Source organism: Cytobacillus spongiae, from assembly GCF_021390075.1.
Map to the genome: position 1 here is coordinate 1,437,217 of NZ_CP089997.1, position 24,990 is coordinate 1,462,206.

Below are 24,990 nucleotides of genomic sequence, written 5' to 3' on the forward strand. Positions count from 1 at the left end.
TACTAAGTAATTGACGGGTATGAAATGTTTGTTGTACACTAAAAAACGAAATTGGTTGTGTATTAATTTTGTTGCAAATTTCATTAGTACAGAATAAGATAATCTTATAAATAGTATAAGACGTTTTTTCTTGAGAAAATGTGGAAAACTATTAGCATGGATATTTACAAGATGTTTAACGATCTTCTAGTACAAATTTTTGTTGGTAGCATGTTTTCTAATATCAATAAATTTGGGCAACCTATTTTTTGTGAGAAAATGAATGAAAAACGTTTTTTAAAAGAAAGGAAGAGGTGACTCTCATGGCTTCTAAAACAAAGAAGGAAGTATTAGATGCTAAAAAGCAACTTGAAAAAGTTGAAGAGCAGTTTGAAATGTTCCAAATTTTAAATGAAGAAGGCAAGGTTGTAAACGAAGCGGCAATGCCACAATTAACGGATGAGCAATTTCAAGAATTAATGCGTCGTATGGTATATACACGTATTCTTGATCAACGTTCTATTTCATTAAATAGACAAGGACGTCTTGGTTTCTATGCACCAACAGCTGGACAAGAAGCATCTCAATTAGCTTCTCAGTTTGCATTAGAAAAAGAGGACTTCATTCTTCCAGGATACCGTGATGTTCCACAAATGATCTGGCATGGTTTACCGCTTGCACAAGCTTTCCTTTGGTCTCGTGGACACTTCGAAGGTGGTAATATACCTGAGGGAGTAAATGCAATTGCTCCACAAATTATCATTGGTGCTCAATATATTCAAACTGCTGGAGTTGCACTTGGAATGAAGAAGCGCAATGAAAAATCAGTAGCAATTACTTATACAGGTGATGGAGGAGCTTCACAAGGTGATTTCTATGAAGGAATCAACTTTGCAGGAGCGTTTAAAGCTCCTGCTATTTTCATCGTGCAAAACAACCGTTTTGCCATTTCTACTCCAGTTGAGAAGCAATCAGCTGCGAAAACAATTGCTCAAAAGGCAGTTGCTGCTGGAATCCCAGGAGTACAAGTTGATGGAATGGATCCATTAGCAGTGTATGTAGCTGTTCGTGATGCCCGCGAGCGTGCTATCAATGGTGAAGGTCCTACATTAATTGAAACACTAACATACCGTTATGGTCCACACACAATGGCAGGAGATGATCCAACTCGTTACCGTACTTCTGACCTTGATAACGAATGGGAAAAGAAAGATCCATTAGTACGCTTCCGTAAATTCCTAGAGGAAAAAGGAATTTGGAGTGAAGAAATGGAAAATGAAGTAATTGAAAAAGCAAAGGAAGACATTAAAGTAGCTATTCAAGAAGCTGACAATGCTCCTAAGCAAAAAGTGACAGATTTAATGTCAATTATGTATGAAGAAATGCCATTTAACTTAAAAGAACAATATGAAATTTATAAGGAAAAGGAGTCGAAGTAAGCCATGGCGCAAATGACAATGATTCAAGCAATCACGGATGCGTTACGTACAGAGCTACGCAATGATCCGAATGTATTAATATTCGGGGAAGACGTAGGTGTGAACGGAGGGGTATTCCGTGCTACTGAAGGTCTTCAGAAAGAGTTCGGAGAAGATCGCGTATTTGATACGCCACTTGCTGAATCTGGTATTGGTGGATTAGCTGTTGGTCTTGGTTTACAAGGCTTCCGTCCTGTTCCTGAAATCCAATTCTTTGGTTTCGTTTATGAAGTAATGGATTCAATTTCCGGTCAATTAGCACGTATGCGATACCGTTCAGGTGGTCGTTACAATTCACCAGTTACTATCCGTTCACCATTTGGTGGGGGAGTTCATACTCCAGAAATGCATGCAGATAGTTTAGAAGGCTTAATGGCTCAACAGCCTGGTCTAAAAGTAGTTATCCCTTCCACTCCGTATGATGCAAAGGGATTATTGATTTCATCAATTCGTGATAACGATCCAGTTATCTTCCTAGAACATATGAAATTGTACCGTTCTTTCCGTCAAGAGGTACCTGAAGAAGAGTACACAATTCCATTAGGGAAAGCAGACGTTAAACGTGAAGGGACAGATCTTACAGTTGTTACTTATGGTGCGATGGTGCATGAATCGATAAAAGCAGCAGAAGAGCTAGAAAAAGAAGGCTTCTCACTTGAGGTAATTGATCTACGTACAGTTAGCCCTATTGATATTGAAACAATTATTGCTTCTGTTGAAAAAACAGGTCGTGCAATTGTTGTTCAAGAAGCTCAAAAGCAAGCGGGAATTGCGGCAAATGTAGTAGCAGAAATCAATGACCGTGCGATTCTTAGCTTGGAAGCACCAGTTTTACGTGTAGCTGCACCAGATACAGTGTTTGCGTTCCCGCAAGCTGAGACAGTTTGGTTACCAAACTATAAAGATGTAATGGAAACAGCGAAAAAAGTACTAAATTTCTAATCAATTGCCACATATAGCAACAGATTGAAATCTATTGAAGATCAGTAGGAGTTACACTTTTTTGATTGAAACAATGCTCAATCAAGAAAGTGTGTTGCTATGACTGCATTCTAGTAGAATTCACTGAGCAATAAGATCGTAAAATATAGGAGGGTGAATCCATTGTCATTCCAATTTAGATTACCTGACATCGGTGAAGGAATCCATGAAGGTGAAATCGTTAAGTGGTTTGTTAAAGCAGGCGACAAGGTTCAAGAAGATGATGTGCTTTGTGAAGTACAAAACGATAAAGCTGTTGTAGAAATTCCTTCTCCAGTAGCAGGGACAGTAGAAGAAATTTTAGTAGGCGAGGGAACAGTAGCAACTGTTGGTCAAGTACTTGTAACCTTCGATGCGCCTGGATATGAAAACCTAAAGTTCAAGGGTGATCATGAAGATGAAGCGCCAAAAGAAGAAGTTAAACAAGCTGAACCAGTTAAAGAAGAAAAAGCACCGGCAGATGTTGAAAACACTACTGATAAATCTGTAGAAACACAGTCAACTGAACAAGTTGATCCAAATCGTCGAGTTATTGCAATGCCGTCAGTTCGTAAATATGCTAGAGACAAAGGTGTTAGTATTCAACAAGTGGCAGGATCGGGGAAAAATGGTAGAATATTAAAGGATGATATTGATTCGTTCTTAACTGGTGGTGCACAAGCAGCTGCTCAAACAGAAGAAGCGCCTGCTCAACAAGATGCAACTGCAGCTCCACAAGAGGAAGCAAAAGCAGCTCCTGTGATTCCCCAAGGTCAATACCCAGAAACTCGTGAGAAAATGAGTGGTATTCGTAAAGCGATCGCTAAAGCGATGGTCAATTCTAAGCATACAGCTCCTCACGTAACATTGATGGATGAAGTTGATGTAACAAAGCTAGTAGCACACCGCAAAAAGTTCAAAGAGGTTGCTGCAAACAAAGGAATCAAGCTAACATTCTTACCTTATGTAGTTAAAGCATTAACAAGTGCTTTACGTGAATTCCCTGCTTTAAACACATCAATTGATGATGCAGCTAGTGAAATCATTCAAAAGCATTACTACAATATTGGTATTGCGGCTGATACGGATAAAGGCTTATTAGTACCGGTAGTAAAAGATGCTGACCGTAAATCGATCTTCTCTATTTCAAATGAAATCAATGAGTTAGCAACTAAAGCTCGTGATGGAAAGCTTGCTTCTGATGAAATGAAAGGTGCATCATGTACCATAACAAACATTGGATCTGCTGGCGGACAATGGTTCACTCCTGTTATTAACCATCCTGAAGTAGCGATTTTAGGAATTGGTCGAATTGCAGAAAAGCCTGTTGTAAGAGATGGAGAGATCGTAGCAGCTCCGGTATTGGCATTATCTTTAAGCTTTGACCATAGAATCATTGATGGTGCGACAGCTCAAAATGCACTTAACCACGTTAAGCGCTTATTGAACGATCCAGAACTATTGTTAATGGAGGCGTAATAAATGGTAGTTGGAGATTTCCCAATTGAAACTGATACTCTTGTCATTGGTGCTGGCCCTGGTGGATATGTAGCAGCTATTCGTGCTGCACAGCTAGGACAGAAAGTAACAATCGTTGAAAAAGGTACATTAGGTGGAGTGTGTTTAAATGTAGGTTGTATACCATCTAAAGCCTTAATCGCTGCTGGTCATCGTTATGAAACGGCTATACATTCTGAGTCAATCGGGATTACAGCTGAAAATGTTAAGGTTGATTTCTCTAAAGTACAACAGTGGAAAGCTGGAGTTGTAAAGAAATTAACTGGCGGTGTTGAAGGTTTACTTAAAGGCAATAAAGTTGACATCGTCCGTGGAGAAGCATACTTTGTTGATGCAAACACAGCTCGTGTGATGGACGAAAATTCTGCTCAAACTTACAAGTTTAAGAATGCTATTATTGCAACTGGTTCACGTCCGATTGAACTTCCTGCATTTAAATATACAAAGAGAGTTCTTGATTCTACAGGTGCATTAGCTCTTGAAGAAATACCAAATAAGATCGTTGTTATTGGTGGCGGCTATATTGGAACTGAGCTTGGTGGAGCATATGCGAACTTCGGTACAGAAGTAACAATTCTTGAAGGTGCAGATGACATCCTTAATGGGTTTGAAAAACAAATGTCTTCTATTGTAGCTCGTAACCTGAAGAAGAAGGGTGCACAGATTATCACTAAGGCCCTAGCTAAAGGTGTAGAAGAAAAAGATGACAGTGTCATTGTAAAATATGAAGTAAAAGGCGAAGAAAAGACGGTTGAAGCTGATTACGTTTTCGTAATGGTTGGTCGTCGTCCAAATACAGATGAACTTGGTCTTGAGCAAGTAGGGATTAAGATGTCTGATCGTGGAGTAATTGAAATTGACAAGCAATGTCGCACAAGTGTAAGCAATATTTTTGCCATTGGTGATATCGTTGATGGTCCTCCACTAGCTCATAAAGCTTCTTATGAAGGGAAAATTGCTGCAGAGGTTATTGCTGGGCATAATGCGGAGATTGATTTCTTAGGAATTCCTGCTGTTGTATTCTCTGATCCGGAATTAGCGTCTGTAGGATACACAGAGAAGCAAGCGAAAGAAGAAGGAATTGATGTTGTTGCATCAAAATTCCCATTCGCAGCAAACGGTCGTGCTCTAGCATTAGATAGCACTGACGGCTTTGTTAAGCTAGTGACACGTAAGGAAGATGGCTTAGTAATTGGAGCTCAAATTGCTGGTCCTAGCGCGTCTGATATGATTGCTGAACTTGGACTAGCGATTGAAGCAGGTATGACGGCAGAAGACTTAGCTATGACTATCCATGCTCATCCAACGTTAGGTGAGATTACAATGGAAGCTGCAGAAGTCGCTATGGGAAGCCCTATTCATATCATTAAATAATAGACAGAAAAAATCCTTTTCACTTGTTGAAAAAGATTCAGGCTGTAGTCAAACTTGAATGTTGTGTTTGACTGCAGTCTTTTTTTTGATTGCTTAGAAAAGGATAAAAATTATTAATTGTTGATAAGCGCTTCGATTTGCTAAAGTGGCTAGTTCCCTCGAAGTCATAAGCCCATTTTGAATGGAAGGATAAGAACACCTTCTATTCTAAACGATCTTATGCTTGACCAAGGCACACTGAGCTTTTGAACGTAGTGCTAGATTTCCTAGAGATTCAGTTCGAGTGAAGCGGAAGTGGTTGTCCCTCCATTACTTTACATGTGAATACTGAGGAAGCTTGACAAACGTCACCGAGAGAGTGAGCACCTCAGGATGTCCGTCCCTCCTAATAAATACATGACAAAAGGGATCGAGAGTGTGTGCTCTCCATCCCTTTTACCATTTTATACACCTAAAAGGACTCTTAAAAGGTTCTAAGCGCTCCTTATATATCATCAGCAAGAAATTCAGAAATAGGGACAATGATTTCTTCTTTAGAAGCATGTCCATTTATTTTAATCGCAATATCATTCTTATATAACACGAGGATAGCAGGGCAGGATTTCACTTGGAGGAAATCGTAGTAATCATTAACTCGTTCTGCAGGTATAATTTGCATGTTGCTAACTTCTTTTGGGAACTTTTTCTTTAGTTCTATAATCGCGTCATAATAGGATGCTTCTATTTGATAGTCTGTTTCATCAGAGAAAAATATGATTTGTTTCTCATCCGGATTTAATTCAAGCTGACGATTTGTATGAGTAGGAGTACAGGAATTTGCGAACAATAGGAATAGAGAAGCGATCAGGATCCACTGAATACTTTTCATTTTTCATTTCCTCACTTTTCTATTAAGATCATGATAGAAAAAGTAATTGAGCCATTAGCATTAAAATACACCGTGAAAAGTTATTAATAGTCCATATTTTAACATAGGAGTTTTTTGAATAAGTACTTGTCACCCAAATGTTACATAAATGAAAAATAACCTTAGGATTGTAAACATATACTGGTTACAAGAGTTACTTCCCAATATGAAGATTGTGGTGGTGTGGGGATGAGAATTTATACGGTGATCTTATTACAGTTAATCTTGTGGAGCGGTTATACATTCATTGAGTGGTTGTCAAAACATGACCATTTTCTTTATAAATTTTTAATGTTTTTTGTATTTCTATATCTAGCGATTCTTTTAGGGAATTACATTACACGTTCAAAAAGAAAAACGTTTTTAATTACACTTATTAGCTTAGGGGTATATGGTTCCTTTCATATTACGATGAACTTTATCCATTCTTAATAGCCGAACATTGCACAATACAAAAAGGGTACGAAAATGTACCCTTTTTGTATTTGATTCTAGTTTTTTGCTCGATGAGGAATGATTTTTTCTTCTTTAAAGGATTTTATTAAAGAAACGACAATTAATAGCATGATAATTGTAAACGGTAGTGCTGCAATAATCGATGCCCTTTGGAGTGCTTCAAGTCCTCCAGTCCAAAGAAGAATTGCAGCAGAGCTAGACTGAATAATTCCCCATACAAATTTAACTCGATTAGGAGGATTCAAACTGCCGTTAGTCGTTTGCATTCCCAGTACAAATGTTGCAGAGTCAGCAGAAGTAATAAAGAATGTACTAATAAGAAATACTGCGATCATTGAAAGTACAGTTCCTAATGGGAAATTATCAAAAACAGCGAATAAAGCTACTTCCATTCCTTGATTATTCATCGTTTCCATCAATGGGAATCCTTGAAAGAACTCAAGATAGATTCCAGTCCCTCCGAATACAGAAAACCATAATGCACCGAAGATCGTAGGGACCGCTAATACACCAATTGTGAATTCTCTAATGGTTCTACCCTTTGAAATACGCGCAATAAACGTTCCAACAAATGGTGCCCATGCAATCCACCATGCCCAATAGAATATCGTCCAATCTTGGAACCAAGTGAGATCTTGATCAAATGGACTAAGCCTGAAACTCATGGAAGGCAAATTCTGTAGATACGAACCAATTGTTGTTGTAAATAAATCCATAATAAAGTTCGTAGGACCTACAAACAGTAAAAAAACAAGAAGCGAAATGGCCAAAATAATATTAAGATTGCTTAAATATTTGATTCCTTTATTTAAGCCTGTTTGTGCGGAGAGCATAAATAATACTGTAACGATGGCTACAATGACTAATTGTGTTCCTATTGAATTTGAAATAATACCATCAAAAATGTAAGATAGTCCCCCAGATATTTGAATCGCTCCAAGACCTAGGGAGGTTGCAACACCAAACACAGTTGCAAAAACAGCTACAAAGTCAACAATAATTCCTAAGCTACCATCCACTCGATCTCCAAATATCGGTCTCAGTATCGAACTAATTACTCCTGGAGCCCCTTTGCGGAATTGGAAGTAGGCAAGGGCTAAAGCAATGACGGTATAGATTGCCCATGGATGCAATCCCCAATGGAAGAATGAGTACCTCATAGCAGCTCTTGCTGCATCTGGAGTTTGTCCTTCTAAAAATGGAGGAGCATAATAATGATACATTGGTTCCGCTACACCCCAAAAGACAAGCCCGATACCCATTCCTGCACTAAAGAGCATGGCAAACCAACTCATATAACCAAACTCTGGTTCGTCTGTATCTTTTCCTAGACGAATATTGCCGTATTTTGTGAAAATAAGAACAATCGCAAAGATCAAAAACACCGATGCGGATAATAAGTAAAACCAACCGAATTTTTGTAAGATAAACCCTTGAATGTTTTTAGTAACATCATCTAGATTGGCAGTAGGTAAAATACTCTTTGGGATTAATCCCCAAACAATAAATAAGGCTGTGATGACTACGGACACTGTAAATACTGGCGTCAGCCTTTTCATGAAATCCCTCCGTTTCTATAATCCATATAATGAGTATCTAACGAATAGAAGATTTTATACGCTAGAGCAGTGATTCATTCAATTAAATACAACAATTTGATAATTGAGTAGATGGAATGAATTTTCGAGTAATTAAGGAGATGCAGGAGTGTTAAGTAGGAATTATGTATGTTGAACGACCTTATAAATTCTAACATTAAATAAATAGTAGGTACAGCGATATGGTTAGAATCTCTGAAAAATAAAGAACAAGGTTGTTTTCGTATATCCATTGTTGCTTTTGAACCAAGGGCATTTTCACAGCAAGATATTCACTTGCTGGAGGGGCGTCAGGTGAGTATCCTATGATTCATCTGAATGGTCTCGCATCTCCCACTGCCCCCGTAGAGGTCTCTCATTCTTCCGCTCCAAACGGCTAGCCTTCGTATGAAGAAGGAATTATACCGCGTATAGAACAACAATCTTTTAGAAAATAGCTAAGAACAAACCTATATGTTGCAGTTTCTTTCTATTGCAATTATACCCATAGTTCATCTATTGGAAACTCGTAATAATAAAGAAAAGATCCTGTTTAATTTTCAGGATCTTCTTCATTGGTTCTTCGTTTTCCAATACCGCTAAAAAAGCGAATAATAATGCTATAAAGGGAAAAGAAAAATAAGTAGAAAAATAAGAAGGATAAAATAAACGGAACGAATAAGAATTCTACGTCTTTTTCTAAAGGAGAAGTAAATGTAACTTCAATAGGATAATCATTTTCATCAGCTGGAAGAGTTACACTTTGCTTGGCAAAAGGAAAAGGTCCTCCAAAAGGGACAACAGGTGAAGACTCTTCTGGTTTCTTCTCAAAATATGCGTTAAATACAAAAGGTGATGCGATCGTAAAAAGTAAGCTAATAACTCCAATAATTATGACTCTATTTTTCATAAATGACTCCTTCATGTATAGCCTTAACAAATGATCAAAAAACGCAAGTAAAGAAGGGCTAGAATCCCTTTCTATTGTAACAGTATATCTTAATGTCAATCCCGTTACAATCACTTAGATTCACGCCCTTATTCACTTAACGTATTCTTATTTTCTTGGATAATAGTACATCACTCTACCATTAAATAAATGAAGTTCCCCTTTCAATTTCTTTGCTAAATACTTGGCAAATTCATTCGCTTTTCCTTTATCACCAAATGTAGCTGTTTCTGGTAAGGTAATTTGTATGTATGTTTGCTTTCTTTCAGAACCATCATCGTCTTGAATGGTTTCCTGATCAATCCCTAATAGAATGACTTGGTATCTGTCATTGTCAGAGGACATATAAAACCATGTCCCTTTTCCTTCATTTGTTTCTTTTAATTCATAAGGAAAAGCTGCCTCGTTATAGTGCCAACTGACCTGTTCTCCGGTTTTTGTAGTAATCTCTTTATAATAATGAAAAAGTTCTTTCACTTCATCAGTGGTAACGCTTTCTTTTGCTGATAAAGGCACAAGCTTAATATATGCATTACTGGCCATCAGCTCCCCCCCCAATCCCACATTCTGTTCTATTTTATTCTAGCATTGAATAAAATCCTATGACAACTCTTTCTATTTGAAAAATGAGAAAATACTTGTAAAATTGGTAGTGTGTAAGTTATAATAATATTCAAAATATTTAAAAATAATTAACTTTAAAAAAGGAGGCATTGTATGGAGCTTTTCGATAAGCTTTATGATGAGCAAGAACACGTGAAGGTGCGTTTTGTCGGCTTTACGACCGATGATACACGCTATGATTTTGGTATTGTATATACGAATATGTTTTTTGGAAAGCCTCTTGTCGTATGCATGCAAACTGGCCGCTCAGCACTCCTCGACCCTAAAGACCTCGAAGATGTAGAATACTTGCAAACAACATTCCGGATACAGAACTCAAAACAAGCCATAGACTTAGCTGAATTTTTTTCAGGAGAATTACCAAGCATTCCTTTTGAAACACAATATGAATAATTATGAAGCAAGCAGACCGTGTATCAAACGGTCTGTTTCTTTAAATTGAAAATCTTGCTTGAAGGGCATGAGAATGGTCATTATTTCAATCATTCATATGAAAATAATAATAAATGACATACTAATGAAATAGATGCATAATATTGACATAATAATCATACTTTTTATTGTTTTATTTCTTATTGTGACATACAATTTAGGCTTGAAAATTCAATAGTGTTATATTATTATAAATCTAAAGATGTTAAAGCGCTTTCAAAAAAGTTGTGAATACTACTTAATGAAAAGGGGATTGAAAAGATGGGTACAATAGTATGCCAAGCTTGTAATTCTACAATCGATCATTTTGAAGATGAAAAAGTAAATGTACTATACGGTAAATGTGATTGCTGCGATTCTCCAGAGGATCACGAGTAAATAGAAGATAATATTGAAGTGTAGAGGCTGGAACATAAGGATTTCAGTCAATGGTCTATCCGAACGATCAGGAGTTACTCCTGATCGTTCGGGTATTTTTGTTTGTTCGGGAAACAAATTTTTAAAAAATAGTGGAATGGAGCGGAAGACACTCGACTACTAAGGGAAATAGAGGAAAGGCTGAGACACCAAAGCGCAGCGAGGAGGCTCAGCTTCCTCCCCGCGGAAAGCGAGTGTCTGCAGGGCAGGTGGAACGAGCTTGTTTTTACAACCTAACTATTTAAAAAAAGTCATTGTTGGTCTTTGAGAAGGAGTCATTTAGTTATGTCCCAGCCACTTTTTGTATAGAAAAGCTCTTCCATAAAGGAAGAGCTCGCATTTTTACCGGATGGCTCGATGCTCTTTAATAACTCGTAGCATCTTTAAGTCATAATCTTCTGGGCCTTGGACAGGTAACCCTACCTCCATATTTCGTTTAATATAAGTGAGGTTTTCTTGTGTAATAATTTCACCAGGAATGAAGATAGGTATCCCTGGTGGATAAACCATAATAAACTCCGCAATGATTCGACCTTCAGAATCATCAAACGGCACTAATTCCGTTTCTGAATAAAAGGCATCACGGGGGGTTAATGCAAGCACTGGTATATCTGGGAGAAGTACTTTCGACTTAACTACAGGTGCTTCTCCTTTATGCTGCTCTATCGATAGTTGTCGAAGTGCAGACACAAGTAACTCTGCCTCGTGCTCTGTATCTCCAGGAGTAACAATACATAGAATATTGTAGAGATCTGACATTTCAACTTCGATCGTATGCTTTTCACGTAACCATTTTTCAACTTCATAGCCTGTTAGCCCAAGGTTTTTGACGGAAATTATAAGCTTGGTTGGATCATAACCGAAGGTAGCTTTCGTGCCAAGAATCTCTTCACCTACACAATACAAATCTTCAATTCCATTTATCGCTTGTCGCATAGATTGTGCTAGTTGTATCGTTTGTTCTGCTAATTCCCTTCCTTCAGTAGCCAGCCGTTTACGTGCCACATCTAATGAAGCAAGTAAAAGGTATGAAGTCGATGTGGTTGTCAACATACTTAATATCGACTGAACTCGTTTAGGAGAAACCAAGCCTTCTTTTACATTAAGAATAGAACTTTGGGTCATAGAACCGCCTAATTTATGAACACTTGTTGCTGCCATATCTGCTCCAGCTTGCATTGCTGACATGGGAAGCATTTCATGAAAATGAATATGGACTCCATGAGCTTCATCAACTAATACAGGAACATCATATGAGTGAGCAATTTCAACGATTTTCTTCAAATCAGCTGATATCCCAAAATAAGTAGGGTTAATAACGAGTACACCTTTCGCATCTGGATGCTGTTTTAAAGCTCTTGCAACAGAATCAGTTGTAATTCCATGAGAGATCCCTAAATTTTCATCCACATCAGGATGAATAAAGATAGGGGTAGCACCGGAAAAAACAATAGCTGACATAACCGACTTATGAACGTTCCTCGGAACGATAATTTTATCGCCAGGTCCGCATACTGCCATAACCATGGTCATGATTGCGCCACTTGTTCCTTGTACGGAAAAAAATGTATGGTCAGCTCCAAATGCTTCAGCTGCTAAATCTTGTGCTTCCTTAATGATTCCTTTTGGAGCATGAAGATCATCTAAAGGTCCTATATTGATTAAGTCGATTGATAATGCATTTTCACCAACGAAATTTCTGAATTCTGGATCAATTCCTGCTCCTTTTTTATGTCCAGGGATATGGAATTGAATTGGGTTCTTTTTTGCGTGATTAAGTAAACCGGTAAATAACGGTGTTTCTAATTGGGACAACGTTTACACACACCTCTTTATCTGTTTTCTGTTTGCTCTATTAAGACATAATTTCTTTGATTCTTTTGCATATAAAAGAAGCTTAACAAAGCTGATTATTTATGAATATAAAACAAATGAATTATAGCACTAATTTGAAGTTTTTGCATAGATTTTTTTGGAGAGCAGGATTGTTTTTTTGTCATATCTATTATGTGTATAGTTAGCAAATTTATCTCAATATCTGTTGTTTTATTCAAAGAAAAGGAGATTTGGAAATAAAATCGAATGTAATTATGTAAGAGTAGTGTATTTTATGGAGGGATGAAAGTGATTTGGAAAACCAGAGTTACTGACTTATTGCAAATTAAATACCCTATTATTCAAGGTGGATTAGCGCATTTAGCTTATTCTGAGCTTGCAGCCGCCGTCTCAAATGCTGGTGGGCTGGGACAAATTACTGCCATGTCATTAGATAGTCCAGATGCTTTAAGGCAAGAGATTCGTAAGGTTAAACAAAGTACGAAAAATCCATTTGGAGTTAATTTTGCTATTGGTCAGCATGGACGACCGTTTTCAGATTTTCTTAACGTCGCCATAGAGGAAGAAGTTCCAGTGGTTACAATGACAGGAGGAAATCCTACACCTATTTTTGAACAGCTTAAAGGGACTAATACGAAGAAATTAGTGCTTGTTGCAGCAAAGAGACAAGCAGAAAAAGCGGAAGAATTAGGAGCAGATGCTGTTATGGTGGTTGGCCAAGAAGGTGGGGGGCATTTAGGTAGAGATGACATTGGAACATTCGTTCTCGTTCCGCAAGTGGTTGATGCAGTTGGCATTCCAGTAGTAGCCTCTGGAGGAATTGGTGATGGTCGAGGCTTAATGGCTGCACTTGCTCTAGGAGCAGAAGGAATCGAGATGGGTACGAGGTTTATAGCGACAAAAGAGTGTGTCCACGCACATGAAATATATAAGCAAGCCATCATTGATGCTTCAGAAAGTGATACAACGGTTATAAAACGCTCACTTGGGGCACCTGCAAGAGCTTTAACAAACCCTTGGACAGATCAAATCCTCTCACTTGAAAAGAATTATCCAGGTTACGATACCTTAAGAGATTATATTAGTGGAGAAGCTAATAAAAAATATATTTATGAAGGGAGAGGAGAAGAAGGATTCGGTTGGGCTGGCCAAGTAGTTGGACTAATTAAAGATGTGCCATCAGTAGATGAGTTATTTCAGCGAATGTTAGTTGATGCCGAAACTATCCGCGGAGAATGGGCAAAGTAAGATTAATTGTTTTTATAGGCTCTAACAAGTAAAATCAAGTTCGGACACTTAAGTAAGGCAGGAGAGGATTCGATGGAATATCAATATCCAATTGACCCACATTGGTCTACAGATGAAATTATCGATGTGGTAAAGTTTTTTGAACAGGTAGAAATGGGTTATGAAAAAGGGATCGAAAGAGAAGTCTTTCTATCTTCATACCGCCGTTTTAAAGAAATTGTACCGAGTAAATCCGAAGAAAAAAAGATTTGTGATGAATTTGAAGAAACAAGCGGATATTCAACTTATCGACTAGTGAAAAAGATGAAGGATGCAGAAGTTGGTAAGAGAATTAAGATGTCACAAAAATAACCTCCTCAATCTGAGGAGGTTATTTTTGTTTAGACTCTATGCGCCCAATTATATTCATCAAGGGTTTAAACCAATTGATACAGGGGTAATAATTTCTTAAAAACCTCATCTATCTGGTTTATCATTTCATTATTTGACATTTTAACAACTTGTTCCCTTGGGATTTGATACCCACATAGTATTTCAGCTTTTTTAACATTTTTTAATCGAATAAACAATGCTTCAAGCTCTTCCTTGGACAAAGTGGAATGTTTGACAACTTCTGGTTTAGTATGATCTCCAGACCAAACGAAATCATCTGGTATTTCAATATAGATTTGATCTAAATGGTTTTGTAAAGTCTTCGCATATTCTTCTTTATGGGGTGCTTCATATATAAGCGCAAACCAGATAAATACATGTGTTTCCCAAAGCCCAATTTGAAAATGAGGCAGCATTTTATATCCTCTAGAATTACTAGCGAAAGCTACCCATGTATCTTTGGGTGGGTTCTTAGTCCTTCTAGCATGCTTTGCTACATGTGGAAACATTTCATCGCCAGTCATGGTAGAAAGCGTTGGCGCAAAGTGACGACCAATTTCTTCAAGTTTTGGACGAATAGTAGTTTTTAGTGCTTCCATACGCTCATCTAATCCATCTATTTGAAATACATGAAAATCTTTAGAAGTGAATGATGTCATTTGTTGTACATCTCCTTTTTCAATTAGCTATGTCAGACATTGTAGCATAACGGTGAAAGAGAAAAAATTGAAACGAATGATGAAGTAGAGAATAATTGAAAATAAGCTATAGGTAAACACACAAATTAGTTGCACCGAAAGCTGTTTGCTCATATTATAATAGTAAAAATAATCAGAAAATTAATCGAGATTTGAAAGGGGTGCTCGACAGAATGAAACAGCTAATGAATACCTTGAAAAAAAGTGCTATTGACCGCCAAAGGGTTGCTGTTTTAAGACTCGAGATGGATTATGAGCTTGCTACATTGTTTGAAGCAATGGGAGAAAGCAACGAGTCTAAGAAGAAATTTAGTAAACAAAAGCTCGAAAGAATTCGCGAAGAACTGCTGAAGCTACAAGCGTTATAACGTTCAGCCAAAGGGGAACTTGAAATGATAAGAAAAAATACAATTAGTTGATCAACGAACTCCGGGAGATTGTGGGGTTCGTTTTTTTGATTTGAACAAATTTGCTCTAATTAAATAATGTTGCTTTTGCTAATGATTACTACAATGAATGCAATAATGGGATATAGTCAAACATGTATTGGTCATACTAATTTTGTATGTTTCATAAGTATTAGTTTGTGAATTGTGAAACCGAATCGTACAAAGTACAAACATAATCATTGGACAAAATTTCAAGTAAAAAGCTAAACTAAAATAAAGAGTCTGATAAAGCGTACCGTACAAATCCTTATTTGAAGGACAGAAATGGAGGATGAAAATGACGAACTGGAATGAAGTCGATACATATGCAAAAGAGTGGATTAAAGAAGCTGGAGAATCCATAAAAAAGTCTTTTGTTCAAAAAATTACAGTAGAATCAAAGTCAAATCCAAATGATCTTGTAACAGATATCGATAAAGCTACTGAAAAATTTTTTATACATAAAATCAATGAAAGGTTTCCGACCCATCAAATTTTAGGTGAAGAAGGATTTGGGAATGAATTAGAGGAATTATCAGGTACTGTATGGATCATAGACCCGATTGATGGAACGATGAATTTTGTTCATCAACAAAGAAATTTTGCCATAAGTATTGGAATCTATGAAGATGGTGTGGGGATGATTGGCCTAATTTATGATGTTGTACATGATGAGCTTTATCATGCGATGAAAGATAAAGGGGCTTACCTTAATGATCAACCATTACCAAAGTTAACTAATGTAAAGGTAGAGGAAGCTATTATTGGATTAAATACAACGTGGGTAGTTCCAAATAGAAGGATAGATCATTCCATTTTAACTCCTTTAGTGAGAGATGTGAGAGGGACGAGATCTTATGGATCTGCTGCATTAGAAATTGCTTTCGTGGCAACAGGTAGGCTAGATGCATATATTACCTTGCGTCTATCCCCGTGGGATTTTGCTGGTGGAATTGTGATTATTGAGGAACTTGGCGGCGTCTATACGACATTAAACGGAAAACCGTTCAACTTATTAGGACAAAACTCAGTCCTAATATCTAGACCTGGATTACATGAGAGGATTTTGAAGGATTATTTAAACAATGGAATATGGTGATGTTAGATTGAATTTCGATCAGATGAAGGATTCTGATATCGGTTTTTTTGAAGAAATCATTATGGATAGCCCCGAATGGGAAGAAGTAGAGCTTATTCAACATCAGTTATCGGAATATATTCAAAAATACGCTCATCTGAACGGGGAGTGGCGCGTATGGAAATTAAAAGGCCAGAAAGTGGCAATCTCTTATCATTTACCTAAATCTTACTCAAATCACAAACCATGGATAGGCACGCTGTTAGTAAGAAAAGCTGAAAGAAACAAAGGTATTGGAAAAGAGATTATCTCAAATATATGTACAGAAATGAAGGAATGCAATCAGAAGGTGATTTTCGCAGGTTTCCCAATTGAAAATAGCCAATGGACTTCATTTTTAACAAGTTGTTCCTTTGAACAATATAAGCTTGAAAAAGATGAACAAGGGGACAATTATCTAATCATGATTAGACCTTTAATTTAGTTATTTGCAGGACTTGAACATTTTCTATTTGTCTTGGGTCCTTTTCTTTTAAACAATGCCAAAAGAGGCTAGGACTTAACTAAATGACTTCTTCTCAAAGACGAACAATGACTTTTTAAAATAGTTAGGTTGTAAGAACAAGTTCATTCCACCTGCCCTGCAGACCCTCGCTTTCCGCGTGGAGGAAGCTGAGCCTCCTCGCTGCGCTTTGGTGTCTCAGCCTTTCCTCTATTTTCCTTGGTAATCGAGCGTCTTCCGCTCTATTCCACTATTTTTTAAAATGTTGTTTTCCGAGCAAACAAAAATACCCGAACTAGTAAAAGGAGATAACTCCTAATAGTTCGGATAGACCATTGACTGAAATCCATAGGTCCCAGCCTCTTTTTGAGATAGCCTTAACGGAACGGCTTTAGAGCTCGCCGCTTTCTCTCATTTTCTTCTTCGTTTTAAAACCAAATCCCATAACGAACACAAGTGCAACCATACTAACAAGCACACCAATTATACTACGTTCGCCTATTGCAATTCCAATGCCCATAATACATGTTGCGGCAGCAATTGCAAAAAATAATAATGGCCATTTAATTTGTTTCATGGGTATGTACCCCCCTTAAAGGAGTTTATAGAAATAATATAATTTCAATTGTACACAAAAAGCTTTTAGGTTTCCACTGTATATGTGATATAATATTTCAGTTGTGATAAAAGTTTTAATAATACCTGTGAAGATTGATATTAATTTTAGGAGTGAACCTATTTGAAAATAAGAGAAGATATCCGCAATATAGCTATTATTGCCCACGTTGACCACGGAAAAACAACGTTGGTTGACCAATTGTTAAAGCAATCAGGTACTTTCCGTACGAATGAGCACGTTGAGGAACGTGCGATGGATTCAAACGATCTTGAGAGAGAACGTGGAATTACAATCCTAGCAAAAAATACAGCTATTCAATATAAAGATACGCGAATTAACATTTTAGATACACCAGGACATGCGGACTTTGGTGGAGAAGTTGAACGGATCATGAAAATGGTTGACGGTGTTCTTCTAGTTGTAGATGCTTATGAAGGATGTATGCCTCAAACGCGTTTCGTACTAAAAAAAGCTTTAGAACAGAATTTAACACCAATTGTAGTTGTGAACAAAATCGACCGTGATTTTGCTAGACCAGAAGAAGTTATTGATGAAGTAATTGACCTATTTATTGAATTAGATGCTTCTGAGGAACAGCTTGAGTTCCCTGTGATTTATGCTTCTGCAATAAATGGGACTGCAAGTAAAGACCCGAGCAAACAAGATGAGAACATGCAATCTCTTTATGACACAATTGTAGAGAATATTCCTGCACCAGTAGATAATCGTAATGAGGCGCTTCAATTCCAAGTAGCCCTACTTGATTATAATGATTACGTTGGAAGAATTGGAATCGGGCGTGTGTTCAGAGGGACAATGAAGGTTGGTCAACAAGTAGCCCTTATGAAATTAGATGGCACAGTTAAGCAATTCCGTGTAACAAAGATCTTTGGTTTCTTCGGCTTGAAACGTCAAGAAATACAAGAAGCATTTGCTGGGGATCTAATTGCTGTTTCTGGGATGGAAGACATCAACGTTGGGGAAACTGTTTGCCCAGTAGAACATCAAGAAGCACTTCCTGTTCTAAGAATTGATGAACCTACTCTTCAAATGACATTCGTTGTTAACAATAGTCCGTTTGCGGGAAGAGAAGGGAAATATGTTACTTCTAGAAAAATCGAGGAAAGACTTCGTGCTCAGCTTCAAACAGATGTAAGCTTACGAGTAGAAAATACAGATTCACCAGATGCATGGATTGTTTCAGGACGTGGAGAACTTCATTTATCCATTTTAATTGAAAATATGCGTCGTGAAGGCTATGAACTTCAGGTTTCTAAACCGGAAGTTATCGTAAGAGAAATTGACGGAGTTCGTTGTGAGCCAGTTGAACGAGTGCAAATCGATGTTCCTGAAGAACATACCGGTTCAGTTATGGAATCTATCGGCGCTCGTAAAGGTGAAATGCTTGATATGGTTAACAACGGCAATGGGCAAGTGCGTTTAACGTTCAACGTTCCGGCACGTGGGCTAATCGGATATACAACAGAGTTTTTAACTCTTACTCGAGGGTATGGAATTATCAACCATACGTTTGATAGCTATCAACCAATGGCACAGGGCCAAATTGGTGGAAGACGTCAAGGTGTACTTGTATCTATGGAAAGCGGCAAAGCTTCAACTTACGGCATTATGCAAGTTGAGGATAGAGGGGTTATCTTCCTTGAGCCGGGTATTGAAATTTATGAAGGGATGATTGTTGGTGAGCATAATCGTGAAAATGATCTGACTGTGAATATCACGAAAGTAAAACAAGCAACTAACATTCGTTCAGCGAATAAAGATCAAACAACAACAATGAAAAAACCTCGCATTATGACACTTGAAGAGGCTTTAGAATATCTAAACGAAGATGAATATTGTGAGGTAACACCACAATCTATCCGTCTTCGTAAGAAAATTCTTGATAAGAACGAACGTGAAAGAATTACGAAAAAGAAAAAATACGCTGAAATGAACTAAAGGGAAGAAGGAGGAACCGAGGAGAAATGGATATAACTGACCGCCTGTCTTTTTTCGCTGCATTATTCAAAGTGAATGAAAATCCAACATTGGGAATGTGGCTACTTTATGCAACAATTATTGTTTTATGTATTATTGTGTTTAAGCTAGGATTTGCGAAAAAATTACCACTTGTTCAAACGGTATTGATATACTTGTTCCTTATTTTGGGGTGTACAGTCTTAACATTTCTAGGAGTGTTTCTTCCGGTAGCTGAGAGCTTAGTTGTTGCAGCGTTAATTTTAGTTATATATAAGGTGCGCCTCCATCAACAGAAAAAGCAAGAAAATGCTTAGGTTTGAAGGGGGAGGAAGATGAATTCTATTCAAGATGCGCTTTATAATTGGTTGACCATTTATGTTGTTTGCGAGCACAGACCAGATGATACAGCCGCAAAAGAGACTGCTGATATGTTTTATGATATGTTAATTAATGACCATCACATATCAGATCTGATCATAACACTTGATGAAGAAATGTATTATATTGATTATCGACTGAAGGATGAGAATAAACGTCAGCGGTTTCCAAGAGAATTGATTGATGTCATGTTAAATCAAATGAACATGGAGCCTGAAAAATACGTTAATTACCCTGAAGAATAACGAGTATAGAATTTCTAAAAAAGGCAGTGAGAAGCTTCTCACTGCCTTTTTTCATGTGTTCGGTGTCGGAAGGGAAAGACTGATTTTCACTGCGGTTGGTGAGCCTCCTCACCTGGTTATCACTCTATTAATTATTGCCATGCTACTGGCTTCATTGGAATGCATTCCTCTAAATAACAAGCATTTGACCTCGGAGTGTCGTCTGACGCATATCACCATATACTTTGTAAGTATATGTTCAATCGTTTCATTGCGTATTCAAATAAAAAAAAGAAGGCTATCTTCTAAAAGATTGTTGCTTGACCAGGTAATGTTCCCTTTAAAGTACGAAGGCTAGTAGTTTGGAGCGGAAGGATGCGAGATGCCTGCAGGAGCAGTGGGCAGGAAAAAACGCCTATGTTTCAATAGCAACAATGTATATGCAAACAACCAAGAAAAAAGACTGATGACAAACTCAATTTCTTTGAGTGTCTTCAGTCTGAGGCCTTTCATTGGGAGTGTTTTTTTAGATGGTAGCTGATAAGTCCTAGTGATAAGCCGTATAGCAGATGTCCTGTTGACCAATAGAAAATTGATTCTACATCCTTGATGGTAGGTACATCTTTTTGGGCTAGTAGAACGAGAGGGAAATACAGAAATACCGTAGGCAATGTGACTACTACCCCAATAAATAAATAGCTACTTAACTTTTCGATGGAGTATCTTGAAATAATGAATACAAACAAAATACTTAGACCAATAGAAAAAAGAAGGTGAAAGAGAAACTCAATCGCCTCATGCCATGCCATTGCTCCTAAAATAGGCACGAAATCCACATTTAATAACAATGTGTATACCTTATTACCTGTTGCCACTTCAATCACCTTAAGAAAAAATCCAAGAATTAGTCCTGAAGCAATACCTAAAAATAGCGCTAACTTCCACTTTACCATTCTTCTTCCTGTAGTTGAGAACGATATAACTTGAAATTTCCAGTCGCTTTACGTGCATTCGTTTTTGTCGTTATTCGTTCTTCACACGGCTTACACATATATGTGTGAATGGGGCGATTTCGAAGCCTTTTTGCTTGTAAGGTTTCATTATCTATTGATTCAATTTTATCGCATAAAAAGCATTTTACTCGCATAGTAACACCTCATCGTTATACAATTCCACGTTAATGGGTTTATTTGTTATGTATATTATAGTACATTCAGATAAAAATATCGATTCTTCGATTCAGGAGATTAAAAGTTGAAAGATGCTTGTAGTAGTAATATGATGGTATTAAAAGGAGGGAATGGAATGGTAAACCAAGTAGAACCAAAATTAGTAAAGCCATTATTTGACGAATTGCAAAAGGAGCGTTTTGTGACAATTGCAACAGTAGATCATGAAACAAATGGACCGAATGTTAGTGCAATTTCATGGGTTTTTGCTAAGGACGAGGAAAGCGTTTATTTTGCTGTAGATAACCGCTCTCGAATTGTGCAAAACATTCGAGCGAACCATAAGGTCGTGATAAATGTCATTGCAAATGAATCTACATATTCCATAAGCGGAGATGCAATTATCAAGGTGGAGAAAATGGACGATGTCCCATTAAAGCTTGCATTAGTTCAAATTAATATTAATGAAGTGAGAGATGTTATGTTTTACGGCTCGAAAATAACAGTAGAGCCTGAATATGATAAAACTTATGATAAAGATGCAGCTACTCGTCTTGATCGTCAAGTTATGGATGCACTGAAAAAAGCTTAGTCGAATGGACTAAGCTTTTTTTGTAGTAAAATGATCATTTTTGGTTGGTTGAGAATTATTTAAGAAGGATATTAATCCTTGTAATAATTGGATTGCTTCTCTTGTTGCTTTTCTAAATTTTGCTTTTCCTTATTTTCTAATTTGTCTTTTGAATCATTGATCCCGTTCTTTGGTTTTGGGTCGATAATATCAGCAGGTACTTCTGGCATTAATCGTCCAGAGATATCTGCAAGTTCATTAACAATCCCTTGGACAGGCTCGCCATTTTGTATATCAGCAGTAAGCTCCTTTAAACGGGCATTAATATCTGGATCTGCTACAACTATTGCTCTTGCCCCATGTGGGTCATTCTTAAGGCTCTCAGCAACCGAATATTTTATGGAGCCTACCTGTGAGCGTTCAATATCCTTGTCTACATCAATGCCAACAATTGCGTATCTACCTAAGACAACAGCTGTTGCATCACGAACACTAGGGATACTTGTAGCTAAATCGACTAGATGCTTTGAGATTTCCTGACCAGATTGCCGGTCTACACTTTCAATTGCTGTGTTCTTGACGTTAATTAGATTTTGTTTGTTCTCATCTGTTCCTTGTTCATTTCCATTACACCCTGTAATGGTCACAATTGCCAATAGGAAAGGAATCCACTTTTTCATTTAATGACCTCCAAGCATTTGTTTTGGAATACAATATTTCAAAATAATTTCCTTTGAGTGAATTTTTCTAATTGAAAGGATAAACCCTTAAGTTTTTTTAGAGAAAATTAAAATAAAATAAGGATTCATTACCGATTATTGTGCAAAATTTCTTCTAACTTTATTCGGGAAAACATATATTTTACCAAAGTTCTATCCGTCCACATCGGTTAGTTCACAATAAAATAAAGACCTAAGAGGAGCAGGAGGCATAGGATTGAGTAAAGTATACGTGTTAGATACCAACGTCTTATTGCAAGACCCGTATTCAATATTCTCCTTTGAAGAAAACGAAGTGGTCATTCCAGCAGTAGTGCTCGAAGAGGTTGACTCGAAAAAACGTTATATGGACGAGATTGGAAGAAATGCAAGGCAAATTTCACGTTTAATTGATAACTTGAGGGAAACAGGAAAGCTACATGAGAAAATTCCGCTTGAAAATGGTGGGAGTTTACGAATTGAATTGAACCATCGATCTTTTCAACAGCTACAGGAAATATTTGTTGAAAAGACGAATGATAATCGGATTTTAGCGGTAGCAAAAAATTTATCGTTAGAGGAAGAAACAAAAGAAAATGGACGACCCGTAATTCTTGTCAGCAAAGACACACTCGTCCGAGTGAAGGCAGATGCAATTGGGTTAAGATCAGAGGATTTCCTAAGTGATCGAGTTGTCGAAGTGGATCACTTATACACGGGCAATATGGAAGTCTATATTCATTTAGATGTTTTAAATAGATTTTATCAACAAGGTGAACTTTCCCTTTCAGAAGTAACCAATCACCCCTTTTATCCCAATCAGTTCTTGATCATGAAGGATGCACTAGGTTCCTCGGCATCGGCCATTGGTATAGTTGATCAAACTGGGAAAAAAGTAAAGCGATTAATCTTTGATTATGATCATATTTGGGGAATAAAGCCAAGAAATGTTCAACAAACAATGGCAATTGAATTACTTTTACGAAAGGATATTCCGCTAGTCACTTTAAATGGAAGAGCAGGTACAGGAAAAACACTCCTTGCGTTAGCATCTGGATTAATGCAAACAGAAGATTACGGCGAATATAAGAAGCTATTGGTTGCTAGACCAATCGTACCAGTTGGTAAGGACTTAGGCTTTTTGCCCGGGGAAAAAGAAGAGAAATTAAGACCGTGGATGCAGCCCATATTTGATAATCTGGAATATCTTTTCAATGTTAAGAAGCCAGGTGAATTGGATGCGATTTTGGCTGGTATGGGTTCTATCGAGGTTGAGGCATTGACATACATTCGAGGAAGAAGTATTCCTGATCAATACATCATTATAGATGAGGCTCAAAACTTAACCAAGCATGAAGTAAAAACGATATTAACTCGTGTAGGAGAAGGAAGTAAGATTGTCTTAATGGGAGATCCGGATCAAATTGATCACCCGTACTTGGATGCCTATAATAATGGGTTAACCTACGTCGTAGAGCGTTTTAAAGACCAAGGCATAGCTGGACATGTGAAACTTATTAAAGGAGAGCGCTCCGGACTAGCACAACTGGCTGCTGAACTTCTTTAATATATAATCAAAAGAGGCTGTGACATAAGGATTTCAGTCAATGGTATATCCGAACTATCAGGAGTTATCTCCTTATACTAGTTCGGGTATTTTGTTTGTTCGGAAAACGAATTTTTAATAAATAGTGGAATGGAGCGGAAGACACTCGACTACTAAGGAAAATAGAGAAAAGGCTAAGACACCAAAGCGCAGCGAGGAGGTTCAGCTTCCTCCCCGCGGAAAGCAAGTGTCTGCAGCGCAAAGGAACGAACTTGCTCTTACAACTTAACTATTATAAAAAGTCAATGTTCGTTTTTGAGAAGGAGTCATTTAGTTATGTCCATGCCTCTTTAAATAAATGGCTAATTTTAAAGGACTCGAAAAGCTTTAACACGTTTTAATGGATTACTTCTATTTGAGCCATCTTGATAATATACATGTACAGGACCATCTTCTACTAAAGGTTTTCCGTTTTTAGAGAAGCCAAGAATAAGATGTTCAGCCTCCTCAATTGGGATGACAACAACTCCATCTGCTTGAGATATTTCTATTTCTTTTGCCTGCTCATGTGGCTCTGCATTTTTTAGAAAAGGCTTGAATGGAATACCGAAAGAACCGGATAATACCTTCTCTTTTTCAAATTTTTTCTCCGTTTTTAGTGTTTTTGGGAAAGTTGACCCTTCCATAATTTCACGATCCCAATGCGTAGAAATCGATTTTGTATACTCTTCTAAGGCATCAGAATCCGTTTTGAATTCATCAAAGTATGTATCTAAATCCACTCGACGATCGTCAAAAATCCATACCCCTGGATCTAGTGTAATTGAAAATTTTACATTCCCAATAATCATCATAATGTTTTCCATCGAATCCCCCTCGATTTGTAGAAAGCGATAGTATTAGTATACAGAAAAATCTAGCAAATGTCATTTTGAGCATGGGATGATCGTATGAGATAGAGTAAAAAAGATG

At 37.3% G+C, this 24,990-nt stretch carries 28 protein-coding genes; 17 read left to right on the top strand and 11 right to left on the bottom strand.

Features of this window, described 5'->3' with window-relative positions:
• Positions 1 to 302: 302 nt before the first annotated feature.
• From pdhA to lpdA, 4 genes are all read left to right on the top strand, one after another.
• Positions 303 to 1,418 carry a pyruvate dehydrogenase (acetyl-transferring) E1 component subunit alpha gene (pdhA, locus tag LS684_RS07330; RefSeq protein WP_233810961.1) on the top strand — a complete coding sequence of 372 codons (1,116 nt, stop codon included), beginning with the start codon at positions 303 to 305 and terminating at the stop codon, positions 1,416 to 1,418.
• Positions 1,419 to 1,421: 3 nt separating this feature from the next.
• Positions 1,422 to 2,399, top strand: coding sequence for an alpha-ketoacid dehydrogenase subunit beta (locus LS684_RS07335; RefSeq protein WP_233810962.1), 978 nt, complete (start codon positions 1,422 to 1,424; stop codon positions 2,397 to 2,399).
• A 162-nt stretch (positions 2,400 to 2,561) separates the two neighbouring features.
• Complete coding sequence (locus LS684_RS07340; protein ID WP_233810963.1) at positions 2,562 to 3,896, top strand: dihydrolipoamide acetyltransferase family protein; 1,335 nt, start codon at positions 2,562 to 2,564, stop codon at positions 3,894 to 3,896.
• 3 nt (positions 3,897 to 3,899) lie between these two features.
• On the top strand, positions 3,900 to 5,309 hold the full coding sequence (gene lpdA / locus LS684_RS07345) for a dihydrolipoyl dehydrogenase (protein WP_233810964.1): 1,410 nt from the start codon (positions 3,900 to 3,902) through the stop codon (positions 5,307 to 5,309).
• Positions 5,310 to 5,793: 484 nt separating this feature from the next.
• On the opposite strand, the gene LS684_RS07350 is transcribed toward lpdA, so the two are convergent.
• Complete coding sequence (locus tag LS684_RS07350) at positions 5,794 to 6,177, bottom strand: small peptidoglycan-associated lipoprotein (protein WP_233810965.1); 384 nt, start codon at positions 6,175 to 6,177, stop codon at positions 5,794 to 5,796.
• 228 nt (positions 6,178 to 6,405) lie between these two features.
• Here LS684_RS07350 and LS684_RS07355 point away from each other — a divergent pair, with 228 nt between their 5' ends.
• Complete coding sequence (locus LS684_RS07355) at positions 6,406 to 6,648, top strand: hypothetical protein (RefSeq protein ID WP_233810966.1); 243 nt, start codon at positions 6,406 to 6,408, stop codon at positions 6,646 to 6,648.
• Positions 6,649 to 6,707: 59 nt separating this feature from the next.
• Here the strand turns inward: LS684_RS07355 and LS684_RS07360 are convergent, their stop codons facing one another.
• The 3 genes from LS684_RS07360 to LS684_RS07370 all read right to left on the bottom strand — a co-directional run bounded on the left by LS684_RS07360 (position 6,708) and on the right by LS684_RS07370 (position 9,741).
• Positions 6,708 to 8,231 (bottom strand): glycine betaine uptake BCCT transporter, encoded by a 1,524-nt coding sequence (locus LS684_RS07360; RefSeq protein ID WP_233810967.1) that lies wholly within the window; start codon positions 8,229 to 8,231, stop codon positions 6,708 to 6,710.
• 571 nt (positions 8,232 to 8,802) lie between these two features.
• A complete protein-coding gene (locus LS684_RS07365) occupies positions 8,803 to 9,159 on the bottom strand; it encodes a hypothetical protein (RefSeq protein WP_233810968.1) in 357 nt (118 codons plus the stop codon).
• A gap of 147 nt (positions 9,160 to 9,306) precedes the next feature.
• On the bottom strand, positions 9,307 to 9,741 hold the full coding sequence (locus LS684_RS07370; RefSeq protein ID WP_233810969.1) for a DUF1885 family protein: 435 nt from the start codon (positions 9,739 to 9,741) through the stop codon (positions 9,307 to 9,309).
• Positions 9,742 to 9,915: 174 nt separating this feature from the next.
• On the opposite strand from LS684_RS07370, the gene LS684_RS07375 reads away from it, so the two are divergent.
• Both LS684_RS07375 and LS684_RS07380 read left to right on the top strand, forming a co-directional pair.
• Complete coding sequence (locus tag LS684_RS07375) at positions 9,916 to 10,215, top strand: DUF3055 domain-containing protein (protein ID WP_233810970.1); 300 nt, start codon at positions 9,916 to 9,918, stop codon at positions 10,213 to 10,215.
• A gap of 300 nt (positions 10,216 to 10,515) precedes the next feature.
• Positions 10,516 to 10,632, top strand: coding sequence for a GapA-binding peptide SR1P (locus LS684_RS07380; RefSeq protein WP_233810971.1), 117 nt, complete (start codon positions 10,516 to 10,518; stop codon positions 10,630 to 10,632).
• Between the two features lie 381 nt (positions 10,633 to 11,013).
• Here the strand turns inward: LS684_RS07380 and LS684_RS07385 are convergent, their stop codons facing one another.
• Positions 11,014 to 12,486 (bottom strand): aminotransferase class I/II-fold pyridoxal phosphate-dependent enzyme, encoded by a 1,473-nt coding sequence (locus LS684_RS07385; protein ID WP_233810972.1) that lies wholly within the window; start codon positions 12,484 to 12,486, stop codon positions 11,014 to 11,016.
• A 309-nt stretch (positions 12,487 to 12,795) separates the two neighbouring features.
• Between LS684_RS07385 and LS684_RS07390 the strand changes: the two genes are divergently transcribed.
• Complete coding sequence (locus tag LS684_RS07390; protein ID WP_233810973.1) at positions 12,796 to 13,755, top strand: NAD(P)H-dependent flavin oxidoreductase; 960 nt, start codon at positions 12,796 to 12,798, stop codon at positions 13,753 to 13,755.
• A 72-nt stretch (positions 13,756 to 13,827) separates the two neighbouring features.
• Entirely contained in the window at positions 13,828 to 14,106 is a 279-nt protein-coding gene (locus LS684_RS07395) for a UPF0223 family protein (protein ID WP_233810974.1), read from the top strand.
• A gap of 65 nt (positions 14,107 to 14,171) precedes the next feature.
• Here the strand turns inward: LS684_RS07395 and LS684_RS07400 are convergent, their stop codons facing one another.
• Complete coding sequence (locus tag LS684_RS07400; protein ID WP_233810975.1) at positions 14,172 to 14,786, bottom strand: YktB family protein; 615 nt, start codon at positions 14,784 to 14,786, stop codon at positions 14,172 to 14,174.
• A gap of 212 nt (positions 14,787 to 14,998) precedes the next feature.
• Between LS684_RS07400 and LS684_RS07405 the strand changes: the two genes are divergently transcribed.
• From LS684_RS07405 to LS684_RS07415, 3 genes are all read left to right on the top strand, one after another.
• Positions 14,999 to 15,193, top strand: a complete 195-nt coding sequence (locus tag LS684_RS07405) for a hypothetical protein (RefSeq protein WP_233810976.1) — start codon at positions 14,999 to 15,001, stop codon at positions 15,191 to 15,193.
• 358 nt (positions 15,194 to 15,551) lie between these two features.
• Positions 15,552 to 16,352, top strand: a complete 801-nt coding sequence (locus LS684_RS07410; RefSeq protein ID WP_233810977.1) for an inositol monophosphatase family protein — start codon at positions 15,552 to 15,554, stop codon at positions 16,350 to 16,352.
• On the top strand, positions 16,339 to 16,815 hold the full coding sequence (locus tag LS684_RS07415; RefSeq protein WP_233810978.1) for a GNAT family N-acetyltransferase: 477 nt from the start codon (positions 16,339 to 16,341) through the stop codon (positions 16,813 to 16,815). The genes LS684_RS07410 and LS684_RS07415 overlap by 14 nt, the downstream gene beginning before the upstream one ends.
• A 409-nt stretch (positions 16,816 to 17,224) precedes the next feature.
• Here the strand turns inward: LS684_RS07415 and LS684_RS07420 are convergent, their stop codons facing one another.
• Entirely contained in the window at positions 17,225 to 17,410 is a 186-nt protein-coding gene (locus tag LS684_RS07420) for a YlaF family protein (protein WP_233810979.1), read from the bottom strand.
• Between the two features lie 162 nt (positions 17,411 to 17,572).
• Between LS684_RS07420 and typA the strand changes: the two genes are divergently transcribed.
• Genes typA through LS684_RS07435 form a run of 3 tightly spaced genes read left to right on the top strand, consistent with a single transcriptional unit; the run spans position 17,573 to position 20,055 of the window.
• A complete protein-coding gene (gene typA / locus LS684_RS07425) occupies positions 17,573 to 19,411 on the top strand; it encodes a translational GTPase TypA (protein WP_233810980.1) in 1,839 nt (612 codons plus the stop codon).
• Between the two features lie 26 nt (positions 19,412 to 19,437).
• Entirely contained in the window at positions 19,438 to 19,746 is a 309-nt protein-coding gene (locus LS684_RS07430) for a YlaH-like family protein (RefSeq protein WP_233810981.1), read from the top strand.
• Positions 19,747 to 19,764: 18 nt separating this feature from the next.
• Positions 19,765 to 20,055 (top strand): hypothetical protein, encoded by a 291-nt coding sequence (locus LS684_RS07435; protein ID WP_233810982.1) that lies wholly within the window; start codon positions 19,765 to 19,767, stop codon positions 20,053 to 20,055.
• Between the two features lie 488 nt (positions 20,056 to 20,543).
• Here LS684_RS07435 and LS684_RS07440 read toward each other — a convergent pair whose 3' ends face one another.
• Positions 20,544 to 20,987, bottom strand: a complete 444-nt coding sequence (locus LS684_RS07440) for a hypothetical protein (RefSeq protein WP_233810983.1) — start codon at positions 20,985 to 20,987, stop codon at positions 20,544 to 20,546.
• Positions 20,981 to 21,181 (bottom strand): YlaI family protein, encoded by a 201-nt coding sequence (locus tag LS684_RS07445; RefSeq protein WP_233810984.1) that lies wholly within the window; start codon positions 21,179 to 21,181, stop codon positions 20,981 to 20,983. The genes LS684_RS07440 and LS684_RS07445 overlap by 7 nt, the downstream gene beginning before the upstream one ends.
• Before the next feature lie 158 nt (positions 21,182 to 21,339).
• Here LS684_RS07445 and LS684_RS07450 point away from each other — a divergent pair, with 158 nt between their 5' ends.
• Positions 21,340 to 21,795: a pyridoxamine 5'-phosphate oxidase family protein gene (locus LS684_RS07450; RefSeq protein ID WP_233810985.1), complete on the top strand. Its 456-nt coding sequence runs from the start codon at positions 21,340 to 21,342 to the stop codon at positions 21,793 to 21,795.
• A 71-nt stretch (positions 21,796 to 21,866) separates the two neighbouring features.
• Here the strand turns inward: LS684_RS07450 and LS684_RS07455 are convergent, their stop codons facing one another.
• Positions 21,867 to 22,454, bottom strand: coding sequence for a YhcN/YlaJ family sporulation lipoprotein (locus LS684_RS07455; RefSeq protein ID WP_233810986.1), 588 nt, complete (start codon positions 22,452 to 22,454; stop codon positions 21,867 to 21,869).
• Positions 22,455 to 22,710: 256 nt separating this feature from the next.
• Here LS684_RS07455 and LS684_RS07460 point away from each other — a divergent pair, with 256 nt between their 5' ends.
• Positions 22,711 to 24,039, top strand: a complete 1,329-nt coding sequence (locus LS684_RS07460; RefSeq protein WP_432418802.1) for a PhoH family protein — start codon at positions 22,711 to 22,713, stop codon at positions 24,037 to 24,039.
• A gap of 347 nt (positions 24,040 to 24,386) precedes the next feature.
• On the opposite strand, the gene LS684_RS07465 is transcribed toward LS684_RS07460, so the two are convergent.
• Entirely contained in the window at positions 24,387 to 24,884 is a 498-nt protein-coding gene (locus LS684_RS07465) for a peptidyl-prolyl cis-trans isomerase (protein WP_233810987.1), read from the bottom strand.
• Positions 24,885 to 24,990 lie beyond the last annotated feature (106 nt).

What these genes read in the sequence shown, in the direction of transcription:
- LS684_RS07430 (WP_233810981.1), top strand. Translation starts at nt 19,438, where the DNA reads ATGGATATAACTGACCGCCTGTCTTTTTTCGCTGCATTATTCAAAGTG.
- LS684_RS07450 (WP_233810985.1), top strand. Translation starts at nt 21,340, where the DNA reads ATGGTAAACCAAGTAGAACCAAAATTAGTAAAGCCATTATTTGACGAA.
- LS684_RS07455 (WP_233810986.1), bottom strand. Translation starts at nt 22,454, where the DNA reads ATGAAAAAGTGGATTCCTTTCCTATTGGCAATTGTGACCATTACAGGG.
- LS684_RS07440 (WP_233810983.1), bottom strand. Translation starts at nt 20,987, where the DNA reads ATGGTAAAGTGGAAGTTAGCGCTATTTTTAGGTATTGCTTCAGGACTA.
- LS684_RS07370 (WP_233810969.1), bottom strand. Translation starts at nt 9,741, where the DNA reads ATGGCCAGTAATGCATATATTAAGCTTGTGCCTTTATCAGCAAAAGAA.
- LS684_RS07360 (WP_233810967.1), bottom strand. Translation starts at nt 8,231, where the DNA reads ATGAAAAGGCTGACGCCAGTATTTACAGTGTCCGTAGTCATCACAGCC.
- LS684_RS07445 (WP_233810984.1), bottom strand. Translation starts at nt 21,181, where the DNA reads ATGCGAGTAAAATGCTTTTTATGCGATAAAATTGAATCAATAGATAAT.
- LS684_RS07335 (WP_233810962.1), top strand. Translation starts at nt 1,422, where the DNA reads ATGGCGCAAATGACAATGATTCAAGCAATCACGGATGCGTTACGTACA.
- LS684_RS07405 (WP_233810976.1), top strand. Translation starts at nt 14,999, where the DNA reads ATGAAACAGCTAATGAATACCTTGAAAAAAAGTGCTATTGACCGCCAA.
- LS684_RS07380 (WP_233810971.1), top strand. Translation starts at nt 10,516, where the DNA reads ATGGGTACAATAGTATGCCAAGCTTGTAATTCTACAATCGATCATTTT.
- LS684_RS07465 (WP_233810987.1), bottom strand. Translation starts at nt 24,884, where the DNA reads ATGGAAAACATTATGATGATTATTGGGAATGTAAAATTTTCAATTACA.
- LS684_RS07410 (WP_233810977.1), top strand. Translation starts at nt 15,552, where the DNA reads ATGACGAACTGGAATGAAGTCGATACATATGCAAAAGAGTGGATTAAA.
- lpdA (WP_233810964.1), top strand. Translation starts at nt 3,900, where the DNA reads ATGGTAGTTGGAGATTTCCCAATTGAAACTGATACTCTTGTCATTGGT.
- LS684_RS07415 (WP_233810978.1), top strand. Translation starts at nt 16,339, where the DNA reads ATGGAATATGGTGATGTTAGATTGAATTTCGATCAGATGAAGGATTCT.
- LS684_RS07375 (WP_233810970.1), top strand. Translation starts at nt 9,916, where the DNA reads ATGGAGCTTTTCGATAAGCTTTATGATGAGCAAGAACACGTGAAGGTG.
- LS684_RS07365 (WP_233810968.1), bottom strand. Translation starts at nt 9,159, where the DNA reads ATGAAAAATAGAGTCATAATTATTGGAGTTATTAGCTTACTTTTTACG.
- pdhA (WP_233810961.1), top strand. Translation starts at nt 303, where the DNA reads ATGGCTTCTAAAACAAAGAAGGAAGTATTAGATGCTAAAAAGCAACTT.
- LS684_RS07395 (WP_233810974.1), top strand. Translation starts at nt 13,828, where the DNA reads ATGGAATATCAATATCCAATTGACCCACATTGGTCTACAGATGAAATT.
- LS684_RS07435 (WP_233810982.1), top strand. Translation starts at nt 19,765, where the DNA reads ATGAATTCTATTCAAGATGCGCTTTATAATTGGTTGACCATTTATGTT.
- LS684_RS07355 (WP_233810966.1), top strand. Translation starts at nt 6,406, where the DNA reads ATGAGAATTTATACGGTGATCTTATTACAGTTAATCTTGTGGAGCGGT.
- LS684_RS07350 (WP_233810965.1), bottom strand. Translation starts at nt 6,177, where the DNA reads ATGAAAAGTATTCAGTGGATCCTGATCGCTTCTCTATTCCTATTGTTC.
- LS684_RS07420 (WP_233810979.1), bottom strand. Translation starts at nt 17,410, where the DNA reads ATGAAACAAATTAAATGGCCATTATTATTTTTTGCAATTGCTGCCGCA.
- LS684_RS07400 (WP_233810975.1), bottom strand. Translation starts at nt 14,786, where the DNA reads ATGACATCATTCACTTCTAAAGATTTTCATGTATTTCAAATAGATGGA.